We start from the raw sequence: 20,519 nt of genomic DNA, 5'->3' as shown, positions 1-20,519 counted from the left end.
CGAGAGGAGTGAAACAGGCGGCTCGCCGCCGCCCGGCGCACGCACCGCCCCACCCGGTCCTGCGCCCGCGCGGCACGCCGTCCACGCCGCTACCGGGGAGGTTTGTGATGCCGAGCGTGTCCACGAACGTGTTCGTGTCTAGGCCCGCCGCGGAGGTCTTCGACTTTCTCGCCGACGCCCGCAATCTCGCCCTCTGGAGCTCCGGCGTCGCCTCCGTCGAAGCGACCTTCGTGACCCCCGGCCCCCACGCGGTCTACCACTACCGGTTCCCCGGCAGGCGCCGTCCGCACGTCCTGGTGTGCGCGGACTTCGAGCCGTGCCGGCGGATAGCGTTCCGCGGCGAGCGCATGTGGAGCCCGTTCGGCACCCAGGTGCCCCTGTACGCCTTCGACCTCCTGCCGCACGCCGACGGGACGCTGGTGCGCCTGTCGGTCACCAGCTCGCTCAGTGCCGCCCTGGTCCTCATGGCCCCCCTGGTGGCCATGGCCTGGCGGCGGGACCTGCCTGCCGACGGCCGCAAGTTCTGCGACGTCCTCGGCGGCGTCCTCACCCCCGCGGCGCCCCTGCACGGCCCCCTCGCCGCCCCGCCGGCCGCCGCCGCCCAGGGAGCCGCGGGAGAGGCGGCCGGAGCCCCGGGGGGGCCCGCCGTGCCCGCCGGGACCGCGATGCGGACCAGTGCCGCGCCGCACGGCTTCGACTACGCTCATTGAGTGTTAAACTAAAGACGAGTGGCGGCGCCGAACCGTCCTCCCCCTGTCTGCCCCGGCCTGGTCCCCCCGTCCCGGCCGGGGCACTCTTCTGTCCGGGGCCCCTCGTGCGGCCCGGACGCCCGTCCTGCGCCCCAGGACCCCGCCCCGCCTGCCCGGGTCCGCTGTCGGACCCCCGGCGTACCGTGCGCGGCATGGAGAACTCACCTGGCCGCACGCCTGCCGCAGTCCGGCTCCGCCCGTGGTCGCCGGACGACCTGTGGCTGCTGCGCCGCACCAACGCCCCGGAGATGACCGAGCACCTCGGCGGACCCGAGAGCGAGCAGGCCCTGCTCGACCGCCACGCGCGCTACCAGCGCATCGGCGGGGACGACGGCCGGATGTACGCCGTCCTGCTCGAGGAGACGGGTGAGGTGGCCGGGTCCATCGGCTTCTGGGGCATCACCTGGCAGGACGAGCCCGTGTTCGAGACGGGCTGGGGCGTGCTGCCGGAGTTCCAGGGGCGCGGGGTGGCCGTCGCCGCGGCCCGTGCCGTCACCGCGCAGGCCGCGGCCCAGGGCACGCGCCGCCGCCTGCACGCCTTCCCGAAGGTGCGGCACACCGCGTCCAATGCCGTCTGCCGCAAGGCCGGCTTCGCGCTCATGGGGGAGTGCGACTTCGAGTACCCCAAGGGCAACCCGATCCGGTGCAACGACTGGCGCACGGAGCTGGACGCACCGCGCGGCTGACCGCGGTCGCACCCCGGGCGGGGCGGCCGCGTGATAGATCTGCGGCAACGGGGACCGGCGCGCGCCGAGCGGGCCTCCCCCTGCCCGTACGGACCCGCTGGAGGCTCCCGTGCTCAACGCCGCCCCGCTCGCCCTCGCCTCGGCCGCCGCCCTGGGCCTCGTGCTGGCCCCAGGCCCCGGCGGCACCGTCCACCGCACGCCCCCCGCGGCCCAGCCGGTCACCCTGCCGGTGACGATGGCCGACACCGGCGGCGGCACCCAGCTCGTCACCGCGGTCGCGAGCAGCCTGTCCGCGACCACCGGGACGGTCGGCTGGTGGGCGAGGTCCGGCTCGCGCTGGCGGCTGGTGGGCAGCGCCCCCGCCCGGTTCGGAGCCCGCGGGCTCGCCGACGGCGCCACCCGCCGGCAGGACACGGACACCACCCCGACCGGCCTGTACGGGCTGCCCTTCGCGTTCGGCAACACGGCGGCCCCGGCCGGCACCACGCTGCCCTACCGGGCCGTCACGCCGTCCTCGTGGTGGTGCGAGGACGTCGCCTCGACCTCGTACAACCGCTGGGTCAGCCCGCTGCCCGCGGACTGCCGTGCGAGCGAGTCGGAGCACCTCGACCGGTACCCCGTGCAGTACGCGCACGCCGTCGTCATCGACTTCAACTACGCGGCGCCGGTCAAGGGCCGCGGCGCCGGGATCTTCCTGCACGTCAACGGCAGCGGAGCCACGGCCGGCTGCGTGTCGGTCCCGGCCTCGGCGATGACCGCGCTCACCGCCTGGCTCGAGCCGTCGGCCAAGCCGCACATCGCGATCGGCACCACCGGCGGCAGCACCGCGGTCACGCGCTACTGACGGACCGTCACCACTCGGCCCCAGGTAAAAACTTCACCAAGGGATACCGTGGGTGCGGCTGGTGGAGATCGCCCGGGATCGGCCGGTCCGCACAGGTCAGGGGAGCGTTGCCGCGCGCGTCCGCCGTCACGCGCGGTGGAAAACCGGTTGCCGAGTGCCACTCGTCGTTGCTTGATCCGCCGTGCCATGATGCGGCGCGGCCGACCCGCGCTTTCCGCGGGCGGCGGCCGCATCGGCCGGCGGCGCCATGCAGGACGGGGACCTGGGCGCGCCGCGGCGCAGCATCGACCAGAACGGACCGACCGACCGACATGCGAGCGACGACAAGGGGGGCGTGACCACGTGTCACTCCAACTCGGGTCGTGCTGCCAGGGCCGGCAGCACGCGTCCGCCCCGCCCGCCCCGACGGCCGCCGCGTCGCGGCCGCCCGGCGAGGTGCGGGGATGAGGCAGGACTTACTCCTGGCGTTACGGACCCAGAAGGGCTGGACGCAGGAAGAACTCTCGGAGCGCTCGGGGATCAGCGTACGGACCATACGCAACCTGGAACGCGGGCGGATCCAGAGCCCCCGGCGCAGCTCCCTCGACCTGCTGTTCTCCGTCCTCGATCCGGAGCCGCGCGCCCGGACCGGACGGGCCCCGGCCGGCGTGCCGCGCCCGGCGGGACCGCCCGCGCCGGCGCACTGGCGCGGGCCACGACCGCCCCGGACACCGCTGATCGGGCGGGACGCGGAGCTCGATCGGCTGTCCGCGCTCGTCGACGCCCATCCCGTCACCGTCCTCACGGGACCGGGCGGTGTGGGCAAGACCCGGCTCGCGCTGGCCGCCGCGGAACGCACCGCCCGCCGTTACCCCGGTGGTGTCGCCGTGGCGCAACTCGGCCGCGTCCCCGGCACGTCGGCCGCGTTCGCCGGTGACATCGCCGTGCGGCTCTCGGCCGCCCGGCAGGCCGTGGACGCGGTGCTGGGCCCGGTCGCGACCCGGCAGGCCGGCGCACCGGCGCTGCTGGTCCTGGACACCACCGAGCACCTGCCGCAGGTCACCTCGCTGCTGGTGGACGAACTCCGCGGCACCTGGCCCGACCTGCGCCTGGTGCTCACCAGCCGCCGTGCCCCGGCGCTGGCCGACGCCGGCCTGTGGGAGACGGCGCCGCTGGATCCGGGCGCCGCCGCGCAGTTGATGCAGCAGCGGATCGCCAGCGGGTGTGTGGAGCAGGAGGTGACGGTCTCCGCCGACGCCGTGCGCGCGCTGTGCCGCGAACTGGACGGCCTGCCGCGCCTGGTGGAGTTCGCCGCACACCGGCTGCGCTCGGTGCCGGTCTCGGCGCTCCTGGCGCCTGAACACGGCCTGGAACTCCTGGGGTTCCCCGACCTCTCACTGCTGCCGCACCAGCGCTCGCTGACCGGCAGCCTGCGCTGGAGCTGGGACCTGCTGACCGCCCCTCAGCAGACGCTGATGGCACGGCTGGCCGCACTGCCCGGCCCGGTCGCCAGCGACGGCCCCGAACTGGACACGCTGGACGCGGAGTTCAGCCGCACCGAGGCGATGTGCCTGCTGGCCGAGCTCGCCGACGCCTCGCTGCTCCAGGTGCGCAGGGGCACCCGGTACGAGTACCGGATGCTGCGCCACGTCCGGACGTTCGTGCGGCACCACGGCCACCTGGAGGCCGCGCACGCCGTCCCCGCGGCCCGTCTGGCGGCGCGCGTCTGACGGCGGGCCGGGCCGGCCGGGAACCGGCGGCGACCGGCCCCGGCCGCCGCCGTCGGACGCGCGGACGGCCCGGCAGCTCGTCACCCCCGTGGTACCAGCTGCCGGCCGTCCGGCCGTCTGAACTACGAGTGTCATATTATCCGCCGGGCATATGACGATGGCGGCGGGGTGGGGTGCCCACGCGCCGGACCCGCCGGACCGTCACATGGCGCGGAGACGCCCCGCGCCGGCCGCGCGGGCGGCGGGGTCGGGGGCCGCCGGGTGACCGGGGTGCGTCCCGTCAGGTTCGGGCCGCGACGCTCCGGTACGGGGGTTCACCCGGCGGCCCCCGGGTCAGCGGTGCCCGGGCGGCCGTCGGCCGACCCGGCACCGCCGGCTCCGGGGCCGGGCGCGTCCTGGTCCTTCTCCAGGCGCACGCCCTGCAGCTTGTCGGGGTTGGTGACGAGGTAGACGTCCGTCACGTGGTCGTGGTCCGGACTGAGGTCCACGATCATCACGGCATACGGCGAGTCGCCGGAGAACACCACGGCCGACGGGTCGCCGTTGACGTGCCGGTACTGGACGTCGAGGCTGCGCGGCAGCCGCTTGTCCGCGTACCCGTTCAGCAGCCGCGCGACCTTGTCGCGGCCCTGCACCGGACGGAGCGCCGAGCGGGCCTTGCCGCCGCCGTCCGTCCACAGCGTGACGTCGGGCGCGAGCAGGCTCATCAGCGCGCCGAGGTCGCCGCCGACGGCCGCCGCGACGAACCGCTCCGTGACCCGCTGCCGCAGGTACGGGTCCGCCCGGTAGCGGGGCCTGCGGGCCTGCACGTGCTCCCGGGCCCGGTGCGCGAGCTGCCGGATCGCGGCGGCGCTGCGCCCGAGGATCTCGGCGATCTCGGTGTGCGGGTAGCCGAACACCTCGTGCAGCACGAACACCGCGCGCTCCAGCGGCGTCAGCGTCTCCAGCACCACCAGCAGCGCCATCGACACCGACTCGTGGCGCAGCACGGACTCGGAGGCGTCGGCCGCCCGCTCGGCCTGGGCGCTGTCGTGGGTCTCCGGCGCGCTGGTGAGCAGCGGCTCCGGCAGCCACGGCCCGATGTACGTCTCACGGCGCCGGCTGATGCTCGCCTGCCGCGCCAGCGCCTGGTTGACCGCGATCCGCACCAGGTACGCCCGCGGGTTGTCGATCTCCTCGCGCGACGGCCGCACGCTGTGCCGCGACCAGGCCAGCCACGTCTCCTGCAGCACGTCCTCGGTGTCCGAGACGGTGCCGAGCATGTTGTACACCACGGAGAAGAGCAGCTCACGGTGGCCGACGAACACCTCGGTCGCGCGGTCGCCCTGGTCGGCCGCGCGGTGCTGGGCGAGCGTGTCGGTCACGATGAGCCTCCCGAGGAGCGTTTCCCCTAAGAGCGGTCGCGGGGGCTCCTGCGTGACATCGCCGGGGCAAGTGTGACGCACGTCTCGTCCGCGGCTCCCGTCAGTAGCGCAGGACCGCCGCGATGTTCCCGGAGCCGGTGAGGCTGCCGTCGGGGACGAAGTGCACCCGTGCGCCGGAGTCCAGCGCCTGCTCCGCGATCTCGTCGACGATGTCGTCCCGCGCGCCCCGCTCGTCGGAGGACGCCGGCACCAGGTGCTCGCCGTTGTCGCGGACCGTGACGCGGTACCCGTCCTCGATCGCCACGAGCGACGCCCGGCCCTCGGAGACGCTGCTCCACACCTCGTCGACGCCGCCGGCGAACGCCTTGCGGCTGCGCGCCCGGTCCAGGTCCGTGAGCACGTCGGTGAGCTGCCGCTCGTCGCGTTCCCGGTCCGCCGTCCTGACCGCGTCGCCGAGCGCCCTGCCGGGGCCCTGGGCCAGGCCGCCCTGGGCGATCCTCGCGACCGCCTCCCTGACCACCGGGCCCGCGTCGTCCAGGGCGCTCAGCGCCTCCGTCTCACCGACCACGTACAACGGGCGCGGGTCGGCCGCCAGGACGGTGCCCGCGGCCTCGGTGACCTCGCGCAGGAACCTGCGGGTCTCCTCGTCGCTGAACGTGCTGGGCGTGTCGCCGATCTGCTCCTGCCGCTCGGGGTCGAAGTCCACCTCCGGGCGCCGCACCGGGAACGGGCCCTCGTCGGCCGCCTCCGGCATGTGCTGCCGGCCGCCGCTCCACAGGGTCGCGATCTCCGAGTCCAGGGCGAGCACCCAGTACGGCTGGTTCGCCGCGTGCGCGGCGACGAGGTTGCGGGTCAGGAACGTCTGCGCGAGCAGGACGCGGGCCGGCACCGACCGGCCCAGGGACCACACCTGGTGCTCGCCCGGCGCGGCGAAGATCGCCAGGCCGTCCTCCGCGTGCACCAGGTCCACCTCGCCGAGGGCCTGGTCCAGCTGGCCGATCACGTCGATGCGATCGGCCCGGGACACCTCCGGATCGTCGTGGACCGCCTCCTTCGCCTCCTCCAGGAGGTTCCGGAGCCGGACCGCGTCCTGCGCGTTGTCGGGCTCGCGCCGATGGGTGGGCAGCAGGACCGAGACCGCGGGGTACTTGCGGGGACGCCGGAGGTCGGCGAGGACGGCGGGCGTCAGCGGCTGGTGCAGGGACGGCATGGGGGACACCTTTCCGGCGGCGGCGGCCGCGAGGGCGACCGCGGACGTGGCCGCCGCGCACAGCCGCGCGGCGCGCGGCGCGGGTCGCTCTGTCCCTTCCTGGATAGCGCACCCCGCCGACTTCCGCAGCCGCAGCGCCCGTCCACCTGCGGCTTCGCGGCGGGCGGGGGACCGCCCGGTCACCCGCCCGGCCCACCGGGGCTGCGCGGCGCGGCGGGCGGCCCCACCGTGGGAACGTCCAGGCCATCCAGGACATCCGGACCGCCCAGGCCGTCCGGATCGTCGAGACCAGGCCATCCAGGCCATCCAGGCCATCCAGGCCGTCCGGACCGCCCGCCGACCCCCAGGAGCCCGCCGTGAGCCCCTCGCCCGCCCCCGCCGGCCCCGGTCTCCGGCTGCGCTCCGCCACCGCCGCGGCCCTCGTCGCGCTCGCCGCCGGAGGTTTCGCGGGGCTCACCGCGTGCGACGACTCCGGCGGCGGCGCGAGCGGATCCGCCAGCCCCGCCTCCCAGCCCGCCGGCGGCCTGCCGTCGAGCCTGGAGTCGCTCGCCTCGCAGGCGCAGTCGGCCGCGTCCGCGGCGGCGTCGACGGCGGCCTCCTCCGCGGGCGCGGTCGCCTCCAGCTTCGCGGCGTCCGTCGAGGCGAAGGCGACCGGCGACCAGGCGGCGGCGAAGGCCGAGCTGGCCAAGGTGTCGGGGCCGGGCAACGCCGGCCAGGACGTGCACCTGACCGGGCTGCCGACGGAGCAGACCGGCGGCCTGCACGCCGCGCTGGTGACCATCACCAACCACGGCGGGTCCACCGCCTCCTACGCGGTGAAGGTCGAGTTCACCGACTCCGGCGGCAAGGTGGTCGACACCGCCTTCGTCGGTGCCAAGGACGTCAAGGCCGGCAAGAAGGCGTCGCCCGTCGCCTTCACCATCAAGGACGTGGACAAGCCGCTGTTCCCGCGCGTCGCCCAGGCCCAGCGCTACTGACCCGGCCGCCAACGGGAGCCCACGTCCGGGCAGTCGGGCGGAGGTGCGGTGGCCCGGTCCCGGTGCTCCCGGCGAGCGCCGGCCGCCCCGCCGCGCCCACCCGCGGGACCACGTGCGAGGGCACTCGTGGGGCCACCCTCAAGGCCGCTCGTGAGGCCACCGCGGCCCGTTGGCCTGGCGGGCGGCACGGGCCCGGGGACGTTCGGTACGCTCGCGGCCGCACCACGCTCGCCGCGCCCGTCCCGAAAGGCCCTCACCACTCCATGCCCGACATCTCCGCCGAACGGCTCCAGCCGCCCGTGCTCACCGAGGCCGAGGTGGTCCTGGCGCTCCGCGCGGCCGGCTGCGTCTTCGCCGAGGAGGAGGCGCGGCTGCTGACCGCCGCCGCCGAAGGACCCGCGGACCTGGCCGCCAAGGTCGATCGGCGGGCGTCGGGAGTGCCGCTGGAACACGTCGTCGGCTGGGCGGAGTTCATGGGCCTGCGGATCGCCGTCGACGACCGGGTGTTCGTGCCGCGGCGCCGTACCGAGTTCCTGGTCGAACGCGGCATCGCGCTCGCCCGGGCGCAGGACCGGCCGGCACCGCTGGTCGTCGTCGACCTGTGCTGCGGGTCCGGCGCGCTGGGCGTCGCGCTCGCCGCCCACCTGGACGGCGCGGAGCTGCACGCCGCGGACCTGGACCCGGCCGCGGTGGCCTGCGCCCGCCGCAACGTCCTGCCCGCCGGAGGCAGCGTCCACGAGGGCGACCTGTTCGCCGCGCTGCCGGGGCGGCTGCGCGGCACGGTGGCGGTACTGGCCGCCAACGTGCCGTACGTGCCGACCGGCGAGGTCCCGCTGCTGCCGTCCGAGGCGCGCGAGCACGAGGCACTGATGGCGCTGGACGGCGGCACGGACGGCCTCGACCTGCTGCGCCGGGTCGCGGATGGGGCACGGCAGTGGCTGGCGCCCGGCGGGGCAGTGCTGTGCGAGGTCAGCGAACGGCAGGCCGGTGCGGCGGTCGCCGCCGTGCGCGGCGCCGGGCTGGAGGCGCACCTCGCGGAGGACGACGAGCGGGGCGCCACCGTCGTGACCGGCGTCAGGACCCCCTGAGACCGCTCGCGTCGCCGGTGCCCGTGGGCCGGGCCCGGCGGCGGGACCGGTCCGGGTTTCAGTCGGCCTGCTGGTCGGCGGGCCGCAGCCCCGCCGACCACTTCTCCTCGATGTTGCCGAACTTCCAGACCGCCAGCGCGACCGCCCAGGTGGCGAAGAACAGCCCGACGATCACATAGCCGACGACGTTCAGGTCGAGCCCGCCGACCCAGTCCCAGAACGCCCCGTGCAGGCCCGCCTTGTCGGCGACCAGGCCGAGCAGCTCGACGGTGCCGATGAGCAGCGCGACGGCCACCGACAGGCCGGTGATCGTCAGGTTGTAGTAGACCTTGCGGACCGGCTTGGAGAAGGCCCACTGGTAGGCGAAGTTCATGAACGAGCCGTCGATGGTGTCCAGCAGGCACATCCCCGCCGCGAACAGCACGGGCAGGCACAGGATCGCGTACCAGGGCAGCCCGGACGCGGCCCCGGAACCGGCCAGCACCAGCAGGGCGATCTCGGTGGCCGTGTCGAAACCCAGCCCGAACAGCAGGCCCAGCGGGTACATCTGCCACGGCTTGGTGATCGACTTCATCACGCGGCCCAGCAGCCGGTTCATGAACCCGCGGTTGTCCAGCTGCTCTTCGAGCGCCGCCTCGTCGAAGTCGCCGTGCCGCATCCGCCGGAACACCTTCCAGATCCCGGCGAGGATCATCAGGTTGAGGAACGCGATCAGGTAGAGGAACGCGCCGGAGATCGTGGTGCCGATCCAGCCCGTCACGTTGTGCAGTTGCGAGCCGTCGTCCTCCACCGGGTGCGCGAGGGCCCGCACGCCCAGCGAGAGCAGGAACGCCAGGACGAAGACGACGCTGGAGTGGCCGAGCGAGAACCAGAAGCCCACGGACAGCGGGCGCTTGCCCTCGCCCATCAGCTTGCGGGTGGTGTTGTCGATGGCCGCGATGTGGTCGGCGTCGAACGCGTGCCGCATGCCGAGCGTGTAGGCCGTGACCCCGATGCCGATGCCGAACGACTTGGTGCCGACGCTGTAGTGCTCGGGCGCGACGATCGCCACCAGCGTGAACCAGCCGATCACGTGGAGGGCCACGATGAACGCGGCCATGCCGCCGAGCCGCGTCCACTCGGCGCGGGACATCGACAGCGCCAGGCGGCGCCGGCCGGAGGCCTCCACGGCCTGGTCCCCGAGGGTGGTGGTCATCGTGTCGTCCTCCGTGGTCACACCGTCGCCGTCGTTCGCGCCACACACTACTAGTTGCAACTCACTTGCAATAAGGCGGCCCGTGATCTGACTACCCCCGGCGACCTGCCCTCATGCGCGCGCCACGCGGGCCGCGGTCGCCCGCCGGGAGCATCGGAAGCGGCACGGGGGCGTGCGGGCCGGCCGCACGCCTGTGCCAGACTCCCGTCCGTGAAACGGATCCAGGTCATCGGAATCGGCGCGGGCGACCCGGAGCACCTGACCCTCCAGGCGGTCCGGGCGATCGGCGCCACCGACGTGTTCTTCCTCCTCGACAAGGGCGAGGAGAAGGACGATCTGGCGGCCCTGCGCCGGACGATCCTCGCCGAGCACGCCCGGCAGCCGCACCGCGTCGCCGTCGTCCCCGACCCCGCACGGGACCGGACCGCGGCCACGCCCGCGTACGCCCCGGCCGTCGACGACTGGCGGCGCCGCCGCGCCGACGCCTACGAAAGGCTCGTCCTCGACGAGCTGGCCGAGGGGGAGTGCGGCGCGTTCCTCGTCTGGGGCGACCCGGCGCTCTACGACAGCACACTCGCCGCCCTGGAGGAGGTGCACGCGCGCGGCACCGCCGACTTCACGTGGGCCGTCGTGCCCGGCGTGAGCAGCGTGTCGGCGCTCACCGCCCGGCACCGCACCACGCTGAACCAGGTCGGGCGGCCCGTGCGGATCACCACCGGGCGGCGGCTGGCCGAGGAGGGGCTGCCCGACGGTCCCGACGACATCGTGGTCATGCTCGACGCCCGCCAGGCGTTCGCCGCCCTGGCCGGCCGGGGCCTGCACATCTACTGGGGCGCCTACCTCGGCACACCCGACGAGATCCTGCTCTCCGGCCCCCTGGACACCGCGCTCGCCGTCCGCATCTCCCAGGTCCGGGAGGAGGCCAGGGCCCGCAAGGGCTGGATCATGGACACCTACCTCCTGCGCCGCCCGGCGGGCCGGCAGTGAACGCCGCCGCCGGCCCGCGGGCCCGCCGATGCGGCGGGTACTGATCCTCGGCGGCACGGGTGAGGCCCGGGAACTGGCCCGGCTCCTCGACGGCGACACCGCGTTCGACGTCACGCTGTCGCTCGCCGGCCGCACCGCCGCACCCCTGCCCGCGGCCGGGCGCACCCGCAGCGGCGGCTTCGGCGGAGCCGCCGGCCTCGCCGGCTGGCTGCGCGCCGAACGCGCCGGCGCCCTCGTCGACGCGACCCACCCCTTCGCGGCCGCGATCAGCCGCCACGCCGCCGACGCCGCGTCGGCCGCCGCCGTCCCGCTGCTCGCCGTCCGCCGGCCCGGATGGAACGCGGGCCCCGGCGACCGCTGGCACCTTGCGGACACTCTCGCCGAGGCGGCCGCCCTCCTGCCCGCGCTGGGCACCCGGGCCTTCCTCACGGTCGGCCGGCAGGACCTCGCCGCCTTCGCCGCCACCCGCCTTTTCTGCCTCGTCCGCTCCGTCGACCCGCCCGCCCCGCCGCTGCCCGCCGACCACCGCCTGGTGCTCGCCCGCGGCCCCTTCACCGTCGAGGACGAGCTGCGCCTGATGCGCGACCACCGGATCGACGTACTGGTCACCAAGGACAGCGGCGGCGACGCGACCGCCGCGAAGCTCGCCGCCGCCCGCGCCTTCGGCCTGCCCGTGCTGGTCGTCCGCCGCCCGCGGCCCCCGTCCGGCGTGCCCGTCGCCCGCACCCCCGCCGAGGCCGCCGCCTGGCTGCGCGCCCTCCCGCACGCCCTCCCACCAGGCGCAACTCCCTGACCGAACGCGGCGTGTCACGACTCGGACACCATTCGTGACGGAGATGTGCGTCCCGCGGACGTCGGGGGGATGATGGGTGGGGCCGCGAGACGGGTGGAGGGGCGCACGGCCCCTCACGACCTGGTCGGGAGGCATTGCATGGAATTTCCCGAACGCTACGAACTGGTCTTCCCTGCCCAAGCCGCAGGGGACGACACCATCGTCGTGCACCGCACCGACAGGGCGGGCGCGGGCGGCAACCCCATCTACGAGGACGACTCCGGAATCGTCCGCGCGGAGATCAGCCCCGAGGGCGACGTGCGGATGATGGCCAGCGGCGGCCACCAGGAACCGGGGCTCCCCACCGCCGTACGGCCCGACGACGAGCCCTGACACCGGATCCCCGGCGCAGCGGCGCGGGGCGGACGGGCACCTGCCCGTCCGCCCCGCACCGTGTCCGGGGACCGGCGCCCGTCCTCGGGGCGCCGGCCGCCCACGGCACCCGTCCCCGTCAGTCGTCCAGCAGGAGCGCCCGGTCCCGCGCCGCGACCACCGCGTGCGACAGGCTGTCGACGTCGTACGCCCCCTGGTGGCGGCGGCCGTTGACGAAGAACGTCGGCGTGCCCGCGACCCCGCTGCTGTCCGCCGACTCCACGTCCCGCGCGACCCGCGCGGCGCCCTTGCGGGCCCGCAGCGCCTCGCGGAACTTGTCCAGGTCCAGGCCGATCTCCTCGGCGTGGCGGAGCAGGTCCTTGATGCCCAGCGCGTCCTGGTTCTCGAACAGCAGGTCCCGCATCGCCCAGAACCGGCCCTGCAGCGAGGCCGCCTCCGCGGCCTCCGCGGCCAGCTGCGCGTGCGGATGCACGTCGGTCAGCGGCAGATGGCGCCACACGTAGCGCACGTCGCCGAAGTCCGCGAGCACCTCCCGGACCACGCTCTCGGCCTGACCGCAGTACGGGCACTCGAAGTCCCCGTACTCCACGATCGTCACCGGAGCGTCCATCGGGCCGCGGACGTGGTCGCAGTCCGGGTCCACCGGATCCGACAGGTCCACCACCGACTGCGCCGTGCCGAGCAGCGCCCGCGCCCGGCGGGCCTTCGGCATCCGCTCGATGACCAGGGCCACCAGCGTCGTGTCGACCATCGCCAGCACCACGGCGGTCAGCACGCCGATCTTCGCCTCGGCCAGCTGCTCGCCGTGGAAGGCCAGCGTGGCGATCAGCAGCGAGACGGTGAAGCCGATCCCGGCGATCGTGCCGCCGCCCAGCACCGCCCCCCAGCCCACCGGCGGCCGCATCCGGCCCCGGCTGAGCTTGGTGGCCAGCGCCGACGTGCCGACGATCGCGACCGGCTTGCCGATCCCATAGGCCAGCAGGATGCCCAGCGTGATCCGTGACGTGAACGCGTCGGCGAGCACGGAGCCGCTCAGCTGGATGCCCGAGTTGGCGAGCGCGAACACCGGGACGATCGCGTAGCTGCTCCACGGGTGCCAGATGCGCTGGAGCCGGTCGTTGGGGGACACCGCGAAGGCGATGCCCAGCCGCGCCTCCCGCTCAAGCTCGGCCGTCGGCTGCTCGCGGAAGTTGCGGAACAGGCCGCTGGCCCGCTCCAGCGCGTCCCGCGGCGCCGGATAGGCGTACGACATCAGGCCCATCAGCAGGCCCACCACCACCGGGTCCACGCCGGAGTGCACGAACGCCACCCACGCGACCACGCCCAGGAACGCGTACACCGCGCCCCGCCGCACCCCGGCACTGCGCACCCCCCACACGATCAGCATCACGCCGATGCCGACCGCCAGCGCCGGCCACGAGATGTGCTCGCTGTACGCCACGGCGATCACCACCAGCGCCAGCAGGTCGTCGACGACGGCCACGGTGAGGATGAAGGTGTGCAGCCGGCGCGGGAACCGCGAGCCGAGCAACGCCAGCATGCCCAGCGCGAACGCGGTGTCGGTCGACATCGCGGCGCCCCACCCGTGACTCGTCGAGTGGCCCGCGTTCAGCGACAGGTAGAGCGCCACCGGCACCACCATGCCGATCAGGCCCGCGAGCATCGGCAGCGGCACGCGCCGCCGGTCACGCAGCTCGCCCATGTCGAACTCGCGCCGTGCCTCCAGCCCCACGACCAGGAAGAACAGCGTCATCAGACCGCTGTTCACCCACTCGCGCAGGTCCATGTCCACGCCGTGCCCGCCCAGTTCCACCGACAGGCGCGTGGACCACACCGACGCGTAGCCGTGCGGCCAGATGTTCACCCACGCCAGCGCCGCCAGCGTCGCCGCCAGCAGCACCGCGGCGCTGCCGGTCTCGGTACGGATGAACGCCCACGGTGACGTGGACGACGGACCCTCGCGTTCGGTCCGCCCGGACCACGGTGCCGTGAACCCCCGGAACATCCAGCCTCCTCGCAATGCCGTTCGCTGCCTCAACCCTGGCACGACGGGCCCCCACCCGGCGCGTCGGGATCATGGCACGGAACGTACCCCCGCCGCTGGAACCGGCGGTGCCCGCCGCGCGTATTCGGTAGCGACGGCCGCCTCCCGGGAGCCCTCCCAGGTGGGAGGATGGTCGGGGTCGAATCATGCGGATCCCTCGTGGATCCCCGAGGACGAGGGGCGGCCGTCGATGGCACGGGACGATGCCGTGATCGGCTGCAGCGGAAGGCTGCTGGTGGGTACCCGCGGCCCCGAGGGCCCCGGCGAGGTGCTGGTGAGCGTCCGGGGCGGCAGCGAGGCGTTCCTCGCCTGGTCCGACGCGCCCCTGGTGGCGGGGACTCCGGTGCTGGTGGTGGAGTCCCGCGGCACCCGTCAGGTGGACGTCATCGAGTGGCTCGACCCCCTGGAAGCGCCGGCCGGCTGAGCCGCGCACACGAAGGAGACGAAGGATGTTCGGTTATCGCGTTCCCGCACCAGACGAGGCGATGCTCATCTCGGGCGGTCGGCGGGGGCTGGGGGGTGCGCCGTTCCGCGTCGTCACCGGACACGGCAAGTTCGTGCTGCCGATCCTGCGCAAGACCCGGTTCCTGACCCTCGCCATGTGCGAGGCGGAGGTCTCCGAGAAGTGCGTGACCCGGCAGGGCATCGGCCTGACCGTCAAGGCGGTCATCGCCTTCAAGGTCGGCAACGACCACGAGAGCATCGTCAACGCCGGCCAGCGCTTCCTGTCCGACCAGGACCAGATGTCGATCCTCACCGGCCGGATCTTCGCCGGCCACCTGCGGTCCATCATCGGCTCGATGACGGTCGAGGAGATCGTCACCGAGCGGCAGAAGCTGGCCACCGAGGTACTGGAGACCTCCAAGGCGGAGATGGCCAAGATCGGCCTCACCGTCGACTCGCTGCAGATCCAGTCCATCGACGACGGCGACACCGGCTACATCGACGCGATGTCCGCGCCGCACAAGGCGGCCATCCAGCGCCAGGCGCAGATCGCCCAGGCGCAGGCCACCCAGGCCTCCGTCGAGGCGCAGCAGGTCGCGGCCCGCAACCAGGCCGAGTACGCCCGGCAGACCGCCGTCGTGCAGGCCGAGTACAGCGCCGAGGTCGACCGCGCGCAGGCGCAGGCCGCGCAGGCCGGCCCGCTCGCCCAGGCCCACGCGCAGCGGGAGGTCCTCGCGGCGCAGACCGAACTGGCGCTGCGGGCCGCCGAACTGCGCCAGCAGCAGCTGGTCGCCGAGATCGTCAAGCCGGCCGAGGCGGAGGCCGAGCGGATCCGGGTGCTGGCCGTCGCCGACGCCGAGCGGATGCGTATCCAGGCCGCCGCGGCCGCCTCGCACGACCGCGTCGCCCTGGACCGGATGCTGATCGACCAGCTGCCGCAGATCGTCAAGGAGGCCTCCGCGGGCCTGTCCGGCGCCAACGTCAACGTGCTAAACGGCGCCGACGGGCTCAGCGAGATCGCCGCCGGACTCGTCAGCCAGGGCCTGACGATCCTGGACTCGGTCCGCAAGAACCTCAACGGGGAGGACGGCGCGGCCGGCACCGGTGCCGGCACGGTGGCCCTGCGCGGCTACCTGGGCCCGAAGGACCCGCGCGGCGACTCCCGGAACAACGGGACATCCTCGTCCTCGGACGGGCCGGTCGACGTCGACTGACGCCACGGAGCACCCGGGGCCCCGCGGACCGCGGGCCCCCGGGCTACTCCAGGACGCCCTGCACGCCCTGCACGACGCGCCACATCGGAGTGCCGCGCCGGGCGACCATCACCACCACGTCGTCGGCCGGCCCGGTGCCGTCGGCGGCCTCCCCGTCCTCCCGGTCCGACCATGTCGCCGTGACGTACTCCAGCGCGTGGTCGACCTCGGCCTCCGGGTCGATCGAGGCGGCCGAGCGCAACCACGTCCGCAGCGCGTGGTTGTGGGCGGCGACGACCGCCGCGGCGATCACGTCCGCACGCAGCCTGCCGTCGGCCCGCGCGGCGAACCGGGCCCGCAGGTAGTTGGCGAGGGTGCGCTCGTAGCGGCGGACCACCGACAGCTCGTGCGCGCGCAGCGCCGGGACCTGCCGGGTCAGCTCGTAGCGGCGCACCGAGAACTCCGGGTCGCCGGTGTACATGCGCAGCACCAGCCGGGCCGCGTCGTTGACCCGGTCCACCGGGTCGGCCGCGTCGCCCGCCGGGTCGGCGAGGAACTCCGTCATCCGGCGCAGGCAGCCCTCGTGGTCGGGGAAGACCACCGACTCCTTGGACGGGAAGTAGCGGAAGAACGACCGTCGTCCGACGCCGGCCAGCGCCACGATGTCGTCGACCGTGGTCTGCTCGAAGCCGTGCTCCGTGAAGAGCTGGAGCGCGGCGGCGACCAGGGTGTCGCGCATCGGGGGCTTGGGTGCCGGCGTCATGCCTGGACCGTAGCACCAGGACGGCCCGCGCGACCGTGAAAAGCGACACTGAGTGTGCTTTTCGGCGGGAACTGAGTACCCTGAGGGCGACCCTGGATGACCGTGGACCCGTGACCCCCGACGAGGAGCCCCTCATGTCCGAACCGTTCGACCTCTTCCGCATCTCGGAGGAGCAGGAGATGCTCCGGGACTCGGTGCGCTCCCTCGCCGAGTCGAAGATCGCGCCGTTCGCGGCCGAGGTGGACGAGCAGGGCCGGTTCCCGCAGGAGGCGCGGGACGCGCTGGAGGCCGCCGACCTGCACGCGGTGCACGTCCCCGAGCAGTACGACGGCGCCGGCGCCGACGCGCTGTCCACGGTCATCGTGATCGAGGAGGTGGCCCGGGTCTGCGCCTCCTCGTCGCTGATCCCCGCGGTCAACAAGCTCGGCTCGCTGCCCGTGCAGCTGTCCGGCTCCGAGGAGCTCAAGAGCCGCTACCTGGGGGCCCTGGCCCGCCGCGAGGGCATGTTCTCCTACTGCCTGTCCGAGCCCGAGGCCGGCTCGGACGCCGCGGGCATGAAGACCCGCGCGGTGCGCGACGGCGACCACTGGGTGCTCGACGGCGTCAAGCGCTGGATCACCAACGCCGGGGTCTCCGAGTTCTACACGGTGATGGCGGTCACCGACCCCGACAAGCGCTCCAAGGGCATCTCGGCGTTCGTGGTCGAGAAGGACGACCCGGGCGTGTCGTTCGGCGCGCCCGAGCGCAAGCTCGGCATCAAGGGCTCGCCGACCCGCGAGGTGTACTTCGACCAGGTCCGCATCCCCGCCGACCGCATGATCGGCGAGGAGGGCACCGGCTTCGCCACCGCGATGCGCACCCTCGACCACACCCGCGTGACCATCGCCGCGCAGGCGCTGGGCATCGCCCAGGGCGCCCTCGACTACGCCAAGGGCTACGTCGCCGAGCGCAAGCAGTTCGGCAAGGCCATCGCCGAGTTCCAGGGCATCCAGTTCATGCTCGCCGACATGGCGATGAAGCTGGAGGCGGCCCGGCAGCTCACCTACGCGGCCGCCGCGAAGTCCGAGCGCGGCGACAAGGACCTGACGTTCTTCGGCGCGGCGGCCAAGTGCTACGCCTCCGACGCGGCCATGGAGATCACCACGGACGCGGTGCAGCTCCTCGGCGGCTACGGCTACACGCGGGACTACCCCGTCGAGCGCATGATGCGCGACGCGAAAATTACGCAGATCTACGAGGGCACCAACCAGGTCCAGCGCATCGTCATGGCCCGCAACCTGCCCTGACCTCGGGGCTGATCCGGGTCCGGTCCCGGCCCGGGCCCCGGTCCGGGCCGCACGGTACTCAGTACCCCGGGCATCCCGGGGTACTGGCAGCGGATCCGGAGGTCACGGGGCCGGTTCCTGCCGGTGCCACGGCACCGGCAGGGTCCTCAGTTCCCTGCCCCGCCGGCGCTCTGCGGGACGTCGCCCACCGGCGGGACCTCCACTCCGCTCTCCCGGGCCAGTCGCAGGGCGCTCTCCAACTCGTCCAGCGCCTCGCGCAGCTCAGGGGAGTCCGGCGCTTCGGCCGCCTCCTCCAGTGCCGCGCGGGCGGCCATGACCCGGCCGATCACCTGCTCGGCGTGCTTGTCCACCACGCCCGTCTCACCTCGTCGTGCTTGGGCGGTGCCGTACTGATGTCAGCCTGCCACCACCGGAACCTTCCTTCAATTCACCAGGGCGCGCCGCACGCCGGGTCACCCGGCAGGAGGGGCGGGAAGCGGAGCGCCGCGCGCCCCCCGCGCGGCAAGGCCCCTTGCCTTCGAGTGGGCTCCAGCTCCTAGCCTCGGTGCCATGACCACACCTCAGAAGCCCATCGGATCGGGATTCGGCGCGCAGACCACCGCGGACGAGGTCCTGACCGGCATCGACCTGACCGGCACGCTCGCCGTCGTCACCGGCGGCTACTCCGGGCTCGGCCTGGAGACCACGCGAGCACTGGCACGGGCCGGCGCGCACGTCGTGGTGCCGGCCCGGCGGCCGGAGACCGCGCGGGAGGCGGTGGCCGGCATCGACGGCGTCGAGGTCGACGAGCTGGACCTCGGCGACCTCGCGAGCGTCGAGGCGTTCGCCGACCGCTTCCTGGCCTCCGGCCGCGACATCCGGTTCATGATCGACAACGCCGGCGTGATGGCGTGCCCCGAGAGCCGGGTCGGCCCCGGCTGGGAGCGCCAGTTCGGCACCAACCACCTCGGCCACTTCGCCCTGGTCAACCGCCTGTGGCCGGCGATCGAGCGCGGCGGCGGCCGGGTCGTCTCGGTGTCCTCCAGCGGCCACCAGATCTCAGGTATCCGCTGGGACGACCCGCAGTTCACCCAGGGCGACTACGACAAATGGGTTGCCTACGGGCAGTCCAAGACGGCCAACGTGCTGTTCGCGGTCCAGCTCGACGCGCTCGCCAGGGACCGCGGCGTCCGGGCCTTCGCCCTGCACCCCGGCGGCATCCTCACGCCGCTCCAGCGGCACCTGGAGAAGTCCGAGATGGTCGACCGCGGCTGGATCGACGAGGACGGCAAGCCGCTGAACCCGGCCGGCTTCAAGACCCCCGAGCAGGGCGCGGCGACGCAGACCTGGGCCGCGACGTCCCCCCAGCTCGACGGCATGGGCGGCGTCTTCCTCGAGGACTGCGAGATCGCGTCGCCCGCGGCGGCGAACGGCACCCGCGGGGGCGTCAAGGACTACGCGATCGACCCGGCCCAGGCGGAGCGCCTGTGGGCGCTCTCCGCCGAGCTCACGGGCGTCAACGCGTTCGCGGCGTAGCCGCCGCCACCCACCGACCGGTGGCGGGCCCCCGCGGTGTGCCCCTGCCGGGGCGCGGCTCGTCCCCGGCCGCGTGGGGCGGTGGCCGGCTCGCCGGCCGGTGAGGGGGCCGCACGCGCCGTGCCTCGCTCCCCTGGGAGGGTGGCCCCTGCCCGGTGCGCGGGGGCCCCGGGCTACGCCTGGAGGGTGTCGCCCGCGCGCTTGCCGCGTGCGGACGCGCGGGCCGTCACCGGCCGGGTGGCGGTTGCTGTGGTGGCCGGGTCGCCGGCCGCCTCGGGGTCGCATGCGCCCCCGAGGCGGCGCGGGGTCAGCCCGTGGTGGGGCGGTAGGTGTAGATCGTGGTGGCGGCGGCGCAGACGCTGGGGGAGACGATCTCGACGCGCAGCACGCGCGCGTTCGCGTCGTAGTCGATGCCTTCCGACTCGAACGTGCCCGAGCAGATGCTGTCCTGGGGGAGCTGGAACAGCGTGCTCACGTGGGCGGTGACGGCCGAGCCGTCGAGCGCGTGCGGCAGGTCCACCTGGAGCACGTCCTTCGCCGCGTCGTCCGACGCACAGACCAGACGCGTCGCCGAGACGAAGTCGCAGCCCTGGACGTCCTGGACGGGCTGGTCCAGGGAGATCTGCCCGGCCTGGGCGAGGGTGCCGCCCGTCGCGGGGGTGGCCGGGTTGGTGACGGGCGCCGGGAAGACCTGGAGCCGGCTCATCGTGCCCCACTCGCCCGCGACCATCCACTGCGCGTCCGGCGAGACCGCGTCGAAGGAGTTGTTGAGGGCCTCGCCCGCGTCCAGCGGGTGGGTGTAGTCGTACGCCTGCCCGCCCGGCGTCGTCACCTCGAACATCTTCGAGGTCGCGCCGTCACCGCCCTGGTACGCGTCGAACACGTAGCCCCCGGCGATGTCCGGGTCCCCGACGTGGTTCCAGCCCTTGATCCGCAGGCCGAGCGGGATCGAGCCGAGGCCGCGGGTGAGGACGGAGCCGTCCGCGCGGGTGGCGACCCCTTCGCCGCCCGTGAGCGAGTTGACCAGCGAGGAGCCGGTGCCCTGCCATCCGCCGGGCGAGTCGGCCCGGGCGGTGCCGGGCCCTGCCGCGGTGACCGCGGCGGCCGCGACCAGCAGGACGGCGGTGCGGCGACCCAGTGCGCGTGCGCTCAAGGAAACCCCCAAGGGTGTGGTGGACCGCCTGCTCCGCGGCCCGAAGCACCAGCACCCTAGCCGTCGCGCCCCATCCGCCACTACGGCCCCAAACCGAACTCTGCCTGAACGCCTTGCCGTTGACGCACCTTCGGCCCGGTGTCCCGC

Annotated in this window: 20 protein-coding genes; 13 read left to right on the top strand and 7 right to left on the bottom strand. The window is 74.2% G+C overall.

Translation table 11 applies throughout. From position 1 onward, the window contains the following. Positions 1–116: 116 nt before the first annotated feature. The 4 genes from BMW99_RS23085 (at position 117) to BMW99_RS23070 (ending at position 3,988) form a co-directional block, all read left to right on the top strand. Positions 117–710: an SRPBCC family protein gene (locus tag BMW99_RS23085; RefSeq protein ID WP_177226093.1), complete on the top strand. Its 594-nt coding sequence runs from the start codon at positions 117–119 to the stop codon at positions 708–710. 191 nt (positions 711–901) lie between these two features. Beyond that, positions 902–1,435, top strand: a complete 534-nt coding sequence (locus tag BMW99_RS23080; protein ID WP_069463968.1) for a GNAT family N-acetyltransferase — start codon at positions 902–904, stop codon at positions 1,433–1,435. A 109-nt stretch (positions 1,436–1,544) separates the two neighbouring features. Further along, on the top strand, positions 1,545–2,279 hold the full coding sequence (locus BMW99_RS23075) for a L,D-transpeptidase family protein (protein ID WP_069463965.1): 735 nt from the start codon (positions 1,545–1,547) through the stop codon (positions 2,277–2,279). Between the two features lie 443 nt (positions 2,280–2,722). After that, the gene (locus BMW99_RS23070) at positions 2,723–3,988 is read left to right on the top strand and encodes a helix-turn-helix domain-containing protein (RefSeq protein WP_069463966.1); all 1,266 of its coding nucleotides are present in this window, start codon (positions 2,723–2,725) and stop codon (positions 3,986–3,988) included. Between the two features lie 314 nt (positions 3,989–4,302). Here the strand turns inward: BMW99_RS23070 and sigJ are convergent, their stop codons facing one another. Both sigJ and BMW99_RS23060 read right to left on the bottom strand, forming a co-directional pair. Next, positions 4,303–5,352: an RNA polymerase sigma factor SigJ gene (gene sigJ / locus BMW99_RS23065; RefSeq protein ID WP_079138479.1), complete on the bottom strand. Its 1,050-nt coding sequence runs from the start codon at positions 5,350–5,352 to the stop codon at positions 4,303–4,305. A 100-nt stretch (positions 5,353–5,452) separates the two neighbouring features. After that, on the bottom strand, positions 5,453–6,553 hold the full coding sequence (locus tag BMW99_RS23060) for a baeRF3 domain-containing protein (RefSeq protein WP_107451582.1): 1,101 nt from the start codon (positions 6,551–6,553) through the stop codon (positions 5,453–5,455). A 365-nt stretch (positions 6,554–6,918) separates the two neighbouring features. Between BMW99_RS23060 and BMW99_RS23055 the strand changes: the two genes are divergently transcribed. Further along, positions 6,919–7,539: a hypothetical protein gene (locus BMW99_RS23055; protein WP_075017448.1), complete on the top strand. Its 621-nt coding sequence runs from the start codon at positions 6,919–6,921 to the stop codon at positions 7,537–7,539. Positions 7,540–7,802: 263 nt separating this feature from the next. Continuing rightward, positions 7,803–8,627, top strand: a complete 825-nt coding sequence (locus BMW99_RS23050; RefSeq protein ID WP_075017447.1) for a putative protein N(5)-glutamine methyltransferase — start codon at positions 7,803–7,805, stop codon at positions 8,625–8,627. A gap of 58 nt (positions 8,628–8,685) precedes the next feature. On the opposite strand, the gene nicT is transcribed toward BMW99_RS23050, so the two are convergent. Continuing rightward, positions 8,686–9,822, bottom strand: coding sequence for a Nickel transporter NicT (gene nicT, locus BMW99_RS23045; RefSeq protein WP_245791592.1), 1,137 nt, complete (start codon positions 9,820–9,822; stop codon positions 8,686–8,688). Positions 9,823–10,032: 210 nt separating this feature from the next. On the opposite strand from nicT, the gene cobF reads away from it, so the two are divergent. From cobF to BMW99_RS23030, 3 genes are all read left to right on the top strand, one after another. Continuing rightward, the gene (gene cobF / locus BMW99_RS23040) at positions 10,033–10,809 is read left to right on the top strand and encodes a precorrin-6A synthase (deacetylating) (protein ID WP_075017446.1); all 777 of its coding nucleotides are present in this window, start codon (positions 10,033–10,035) and stop codon (positions 10,807–10,809) included. 28 nt (positions 10,810–10,837) lie between these two features. After that, positions 10,838–11,602: a cobalt-precorrin-6A reductase gene (locus tag BMW99_RS23035; protein ID WP_075017445.1), complete on the top strand. Its 765-nt coding sequence runs from the start codon at positions 10,838–10,840 to the stop codon at positions 11,600–11,602. Between the two features lie 138 nt (positions 11,603–11,740). Continuing rightward, on the top strand, positions 11,741–11,974 hold the full coding sequence (locus BMW99_RS23030) for a DUF6296 family protein (protein WP_075017444.1): 234 nt from the start codon (positions 11,741–11,743) through the stop codon (positions 11,972–11,974). Between the two features lie 118 nt (positions 11,975–12,092). On the opposite strand, the gene nhaA is transcribed toward BMW99_RS23030, so the two are convergent. Beyond that, positions 12,093–13,979 carry a Na+/H+ antiporter NhaA gene (nhaA, locus tag BMW99_RS23025; protein WP_069465007.1) on the bottom strand — a complete coding sequence of 629 codons (1,887 nt, stop codon included), beginning with the start codon at positions 13,977–13,979 and terminating at the stop codon, positions 12,093–12,095. A gap of 229 nt (positions 13,980–14,208) precedes the next feature. On the opposite strand from nhaA, the gene BMW99_RS23020 reads away from it, so the two are divergent. Next, positions 14,209–14,442, top strand: coding sequence for a hypothetical protein (locus BMW99_RS23020; protein ID WP_069465006.1), 234 nt, complete (start codon positions 14,209–14,211; stop codon positions 14,440–14,442). A 25-nt stretch (positions 14,443–14,467) separates the two neighbouring features. Further along, a complete protein-coding gene (locus tag BMW99_RS23015) occupies positions 14,468–15,676 on the top strand; it encodes an SPFH domain-containing protein (protein WP_069465005.1) in 1,209 nt (402 codons plus the stop codon). A 43-nt stretch (positions 15,677–15,719) separates the two neighbouring features. Here BMW99_RS23015 and BMW99_RS23010 read toward each other — a convergent pair whose 3' ends face one another. After that, on the bottom strand, positions 15,720–16,418 hold the full coding sequence (locus tag BMW99_RS23010; RefSeq protein ID WP_069465004.1) for a TetR family transcriptional regulator: 699 nt from the start codon (positions 16,416–16,418) through the stop codon (positions 15,720–15,722). A 134-nt stretch (positions 16,419–16,552) separates the two neighbouring features. On the opposite strand from BMW99_RS23010, the gene BMW99_RS23005 reads away from it, so the two are divergent. Further along, positions 16,553–17,704, top strand: coding sequence for an acyl-CoA dehydrogenase family protein (locus BMW99_RS23005; RefSeq protein ID WP_069465003.1), 1,152 nt, complete (start codon positions 16,553–16,555; stop codon positions 17,702–17,704). Positions 17,705–17,850: 146 nt separating this feature from the next. Here the strand turns inward: BMW99_RS23005 and BMW99_RS23000 are convergent, their stop codons facing one another. Beyond that, complete coding sequence (locus BMW99_RS23000; RefSeq protein ID WP_069465002.1) at positions 17,851–18,057, bottom strand: hypothetical protein; 207 nt, start codon at positions 18,055–18,057, stop codon at positions 17,851–17,853. A 196-nt stretch (positions 18,058–18,253) separates the two neighbouring features. Here BMW99_RS23000 and BMW99_RS22995 point away from each other — a divergent pair, with 196 nt between their 5' ends. Then, complete coding sequence (locus tag BMW99_RS22995) at positions 18,254–19,219, top strand: SDR family NAD(P)-dependent oxidoreductase (protein ID WP_069465001.1); 966 nt, start codon at positions 18,254–18,256, stop codon at positions 19,217–19,219. Between the two features lie 307 nt (positions 19,220–19,526). Here BMW99_RS22995 and BMW99_RS22990 read toward each other — a convergent pair whose 3' ends face one another. After that, positions 19,527–20,372, bottom strand: coding sequence for a hypothetical protein (locus BMW99_RS22990; RefSeq protein ID WP_177226092.1), 846 nt, complete (start codon positions 20,370–20,372; stop codon positions 19,527–19,529). Between the last annotated feature and the right edge of the window lie 147 nt (positions 20,373–20,519).

The organism is Actinacidiphila rubida (assembly GCF_900110255.1).
Taxonomy (GTDB): domain Bacteria; phylum Actinomycetota; class Actinomycetes; order Streptomycetales; family Streptomycetaceae; genus Actinacidiphila; species Actinacidiphila rubida.
This window is presented reverse-complemented; position numbering and strand designations above follow the sequence as displayed.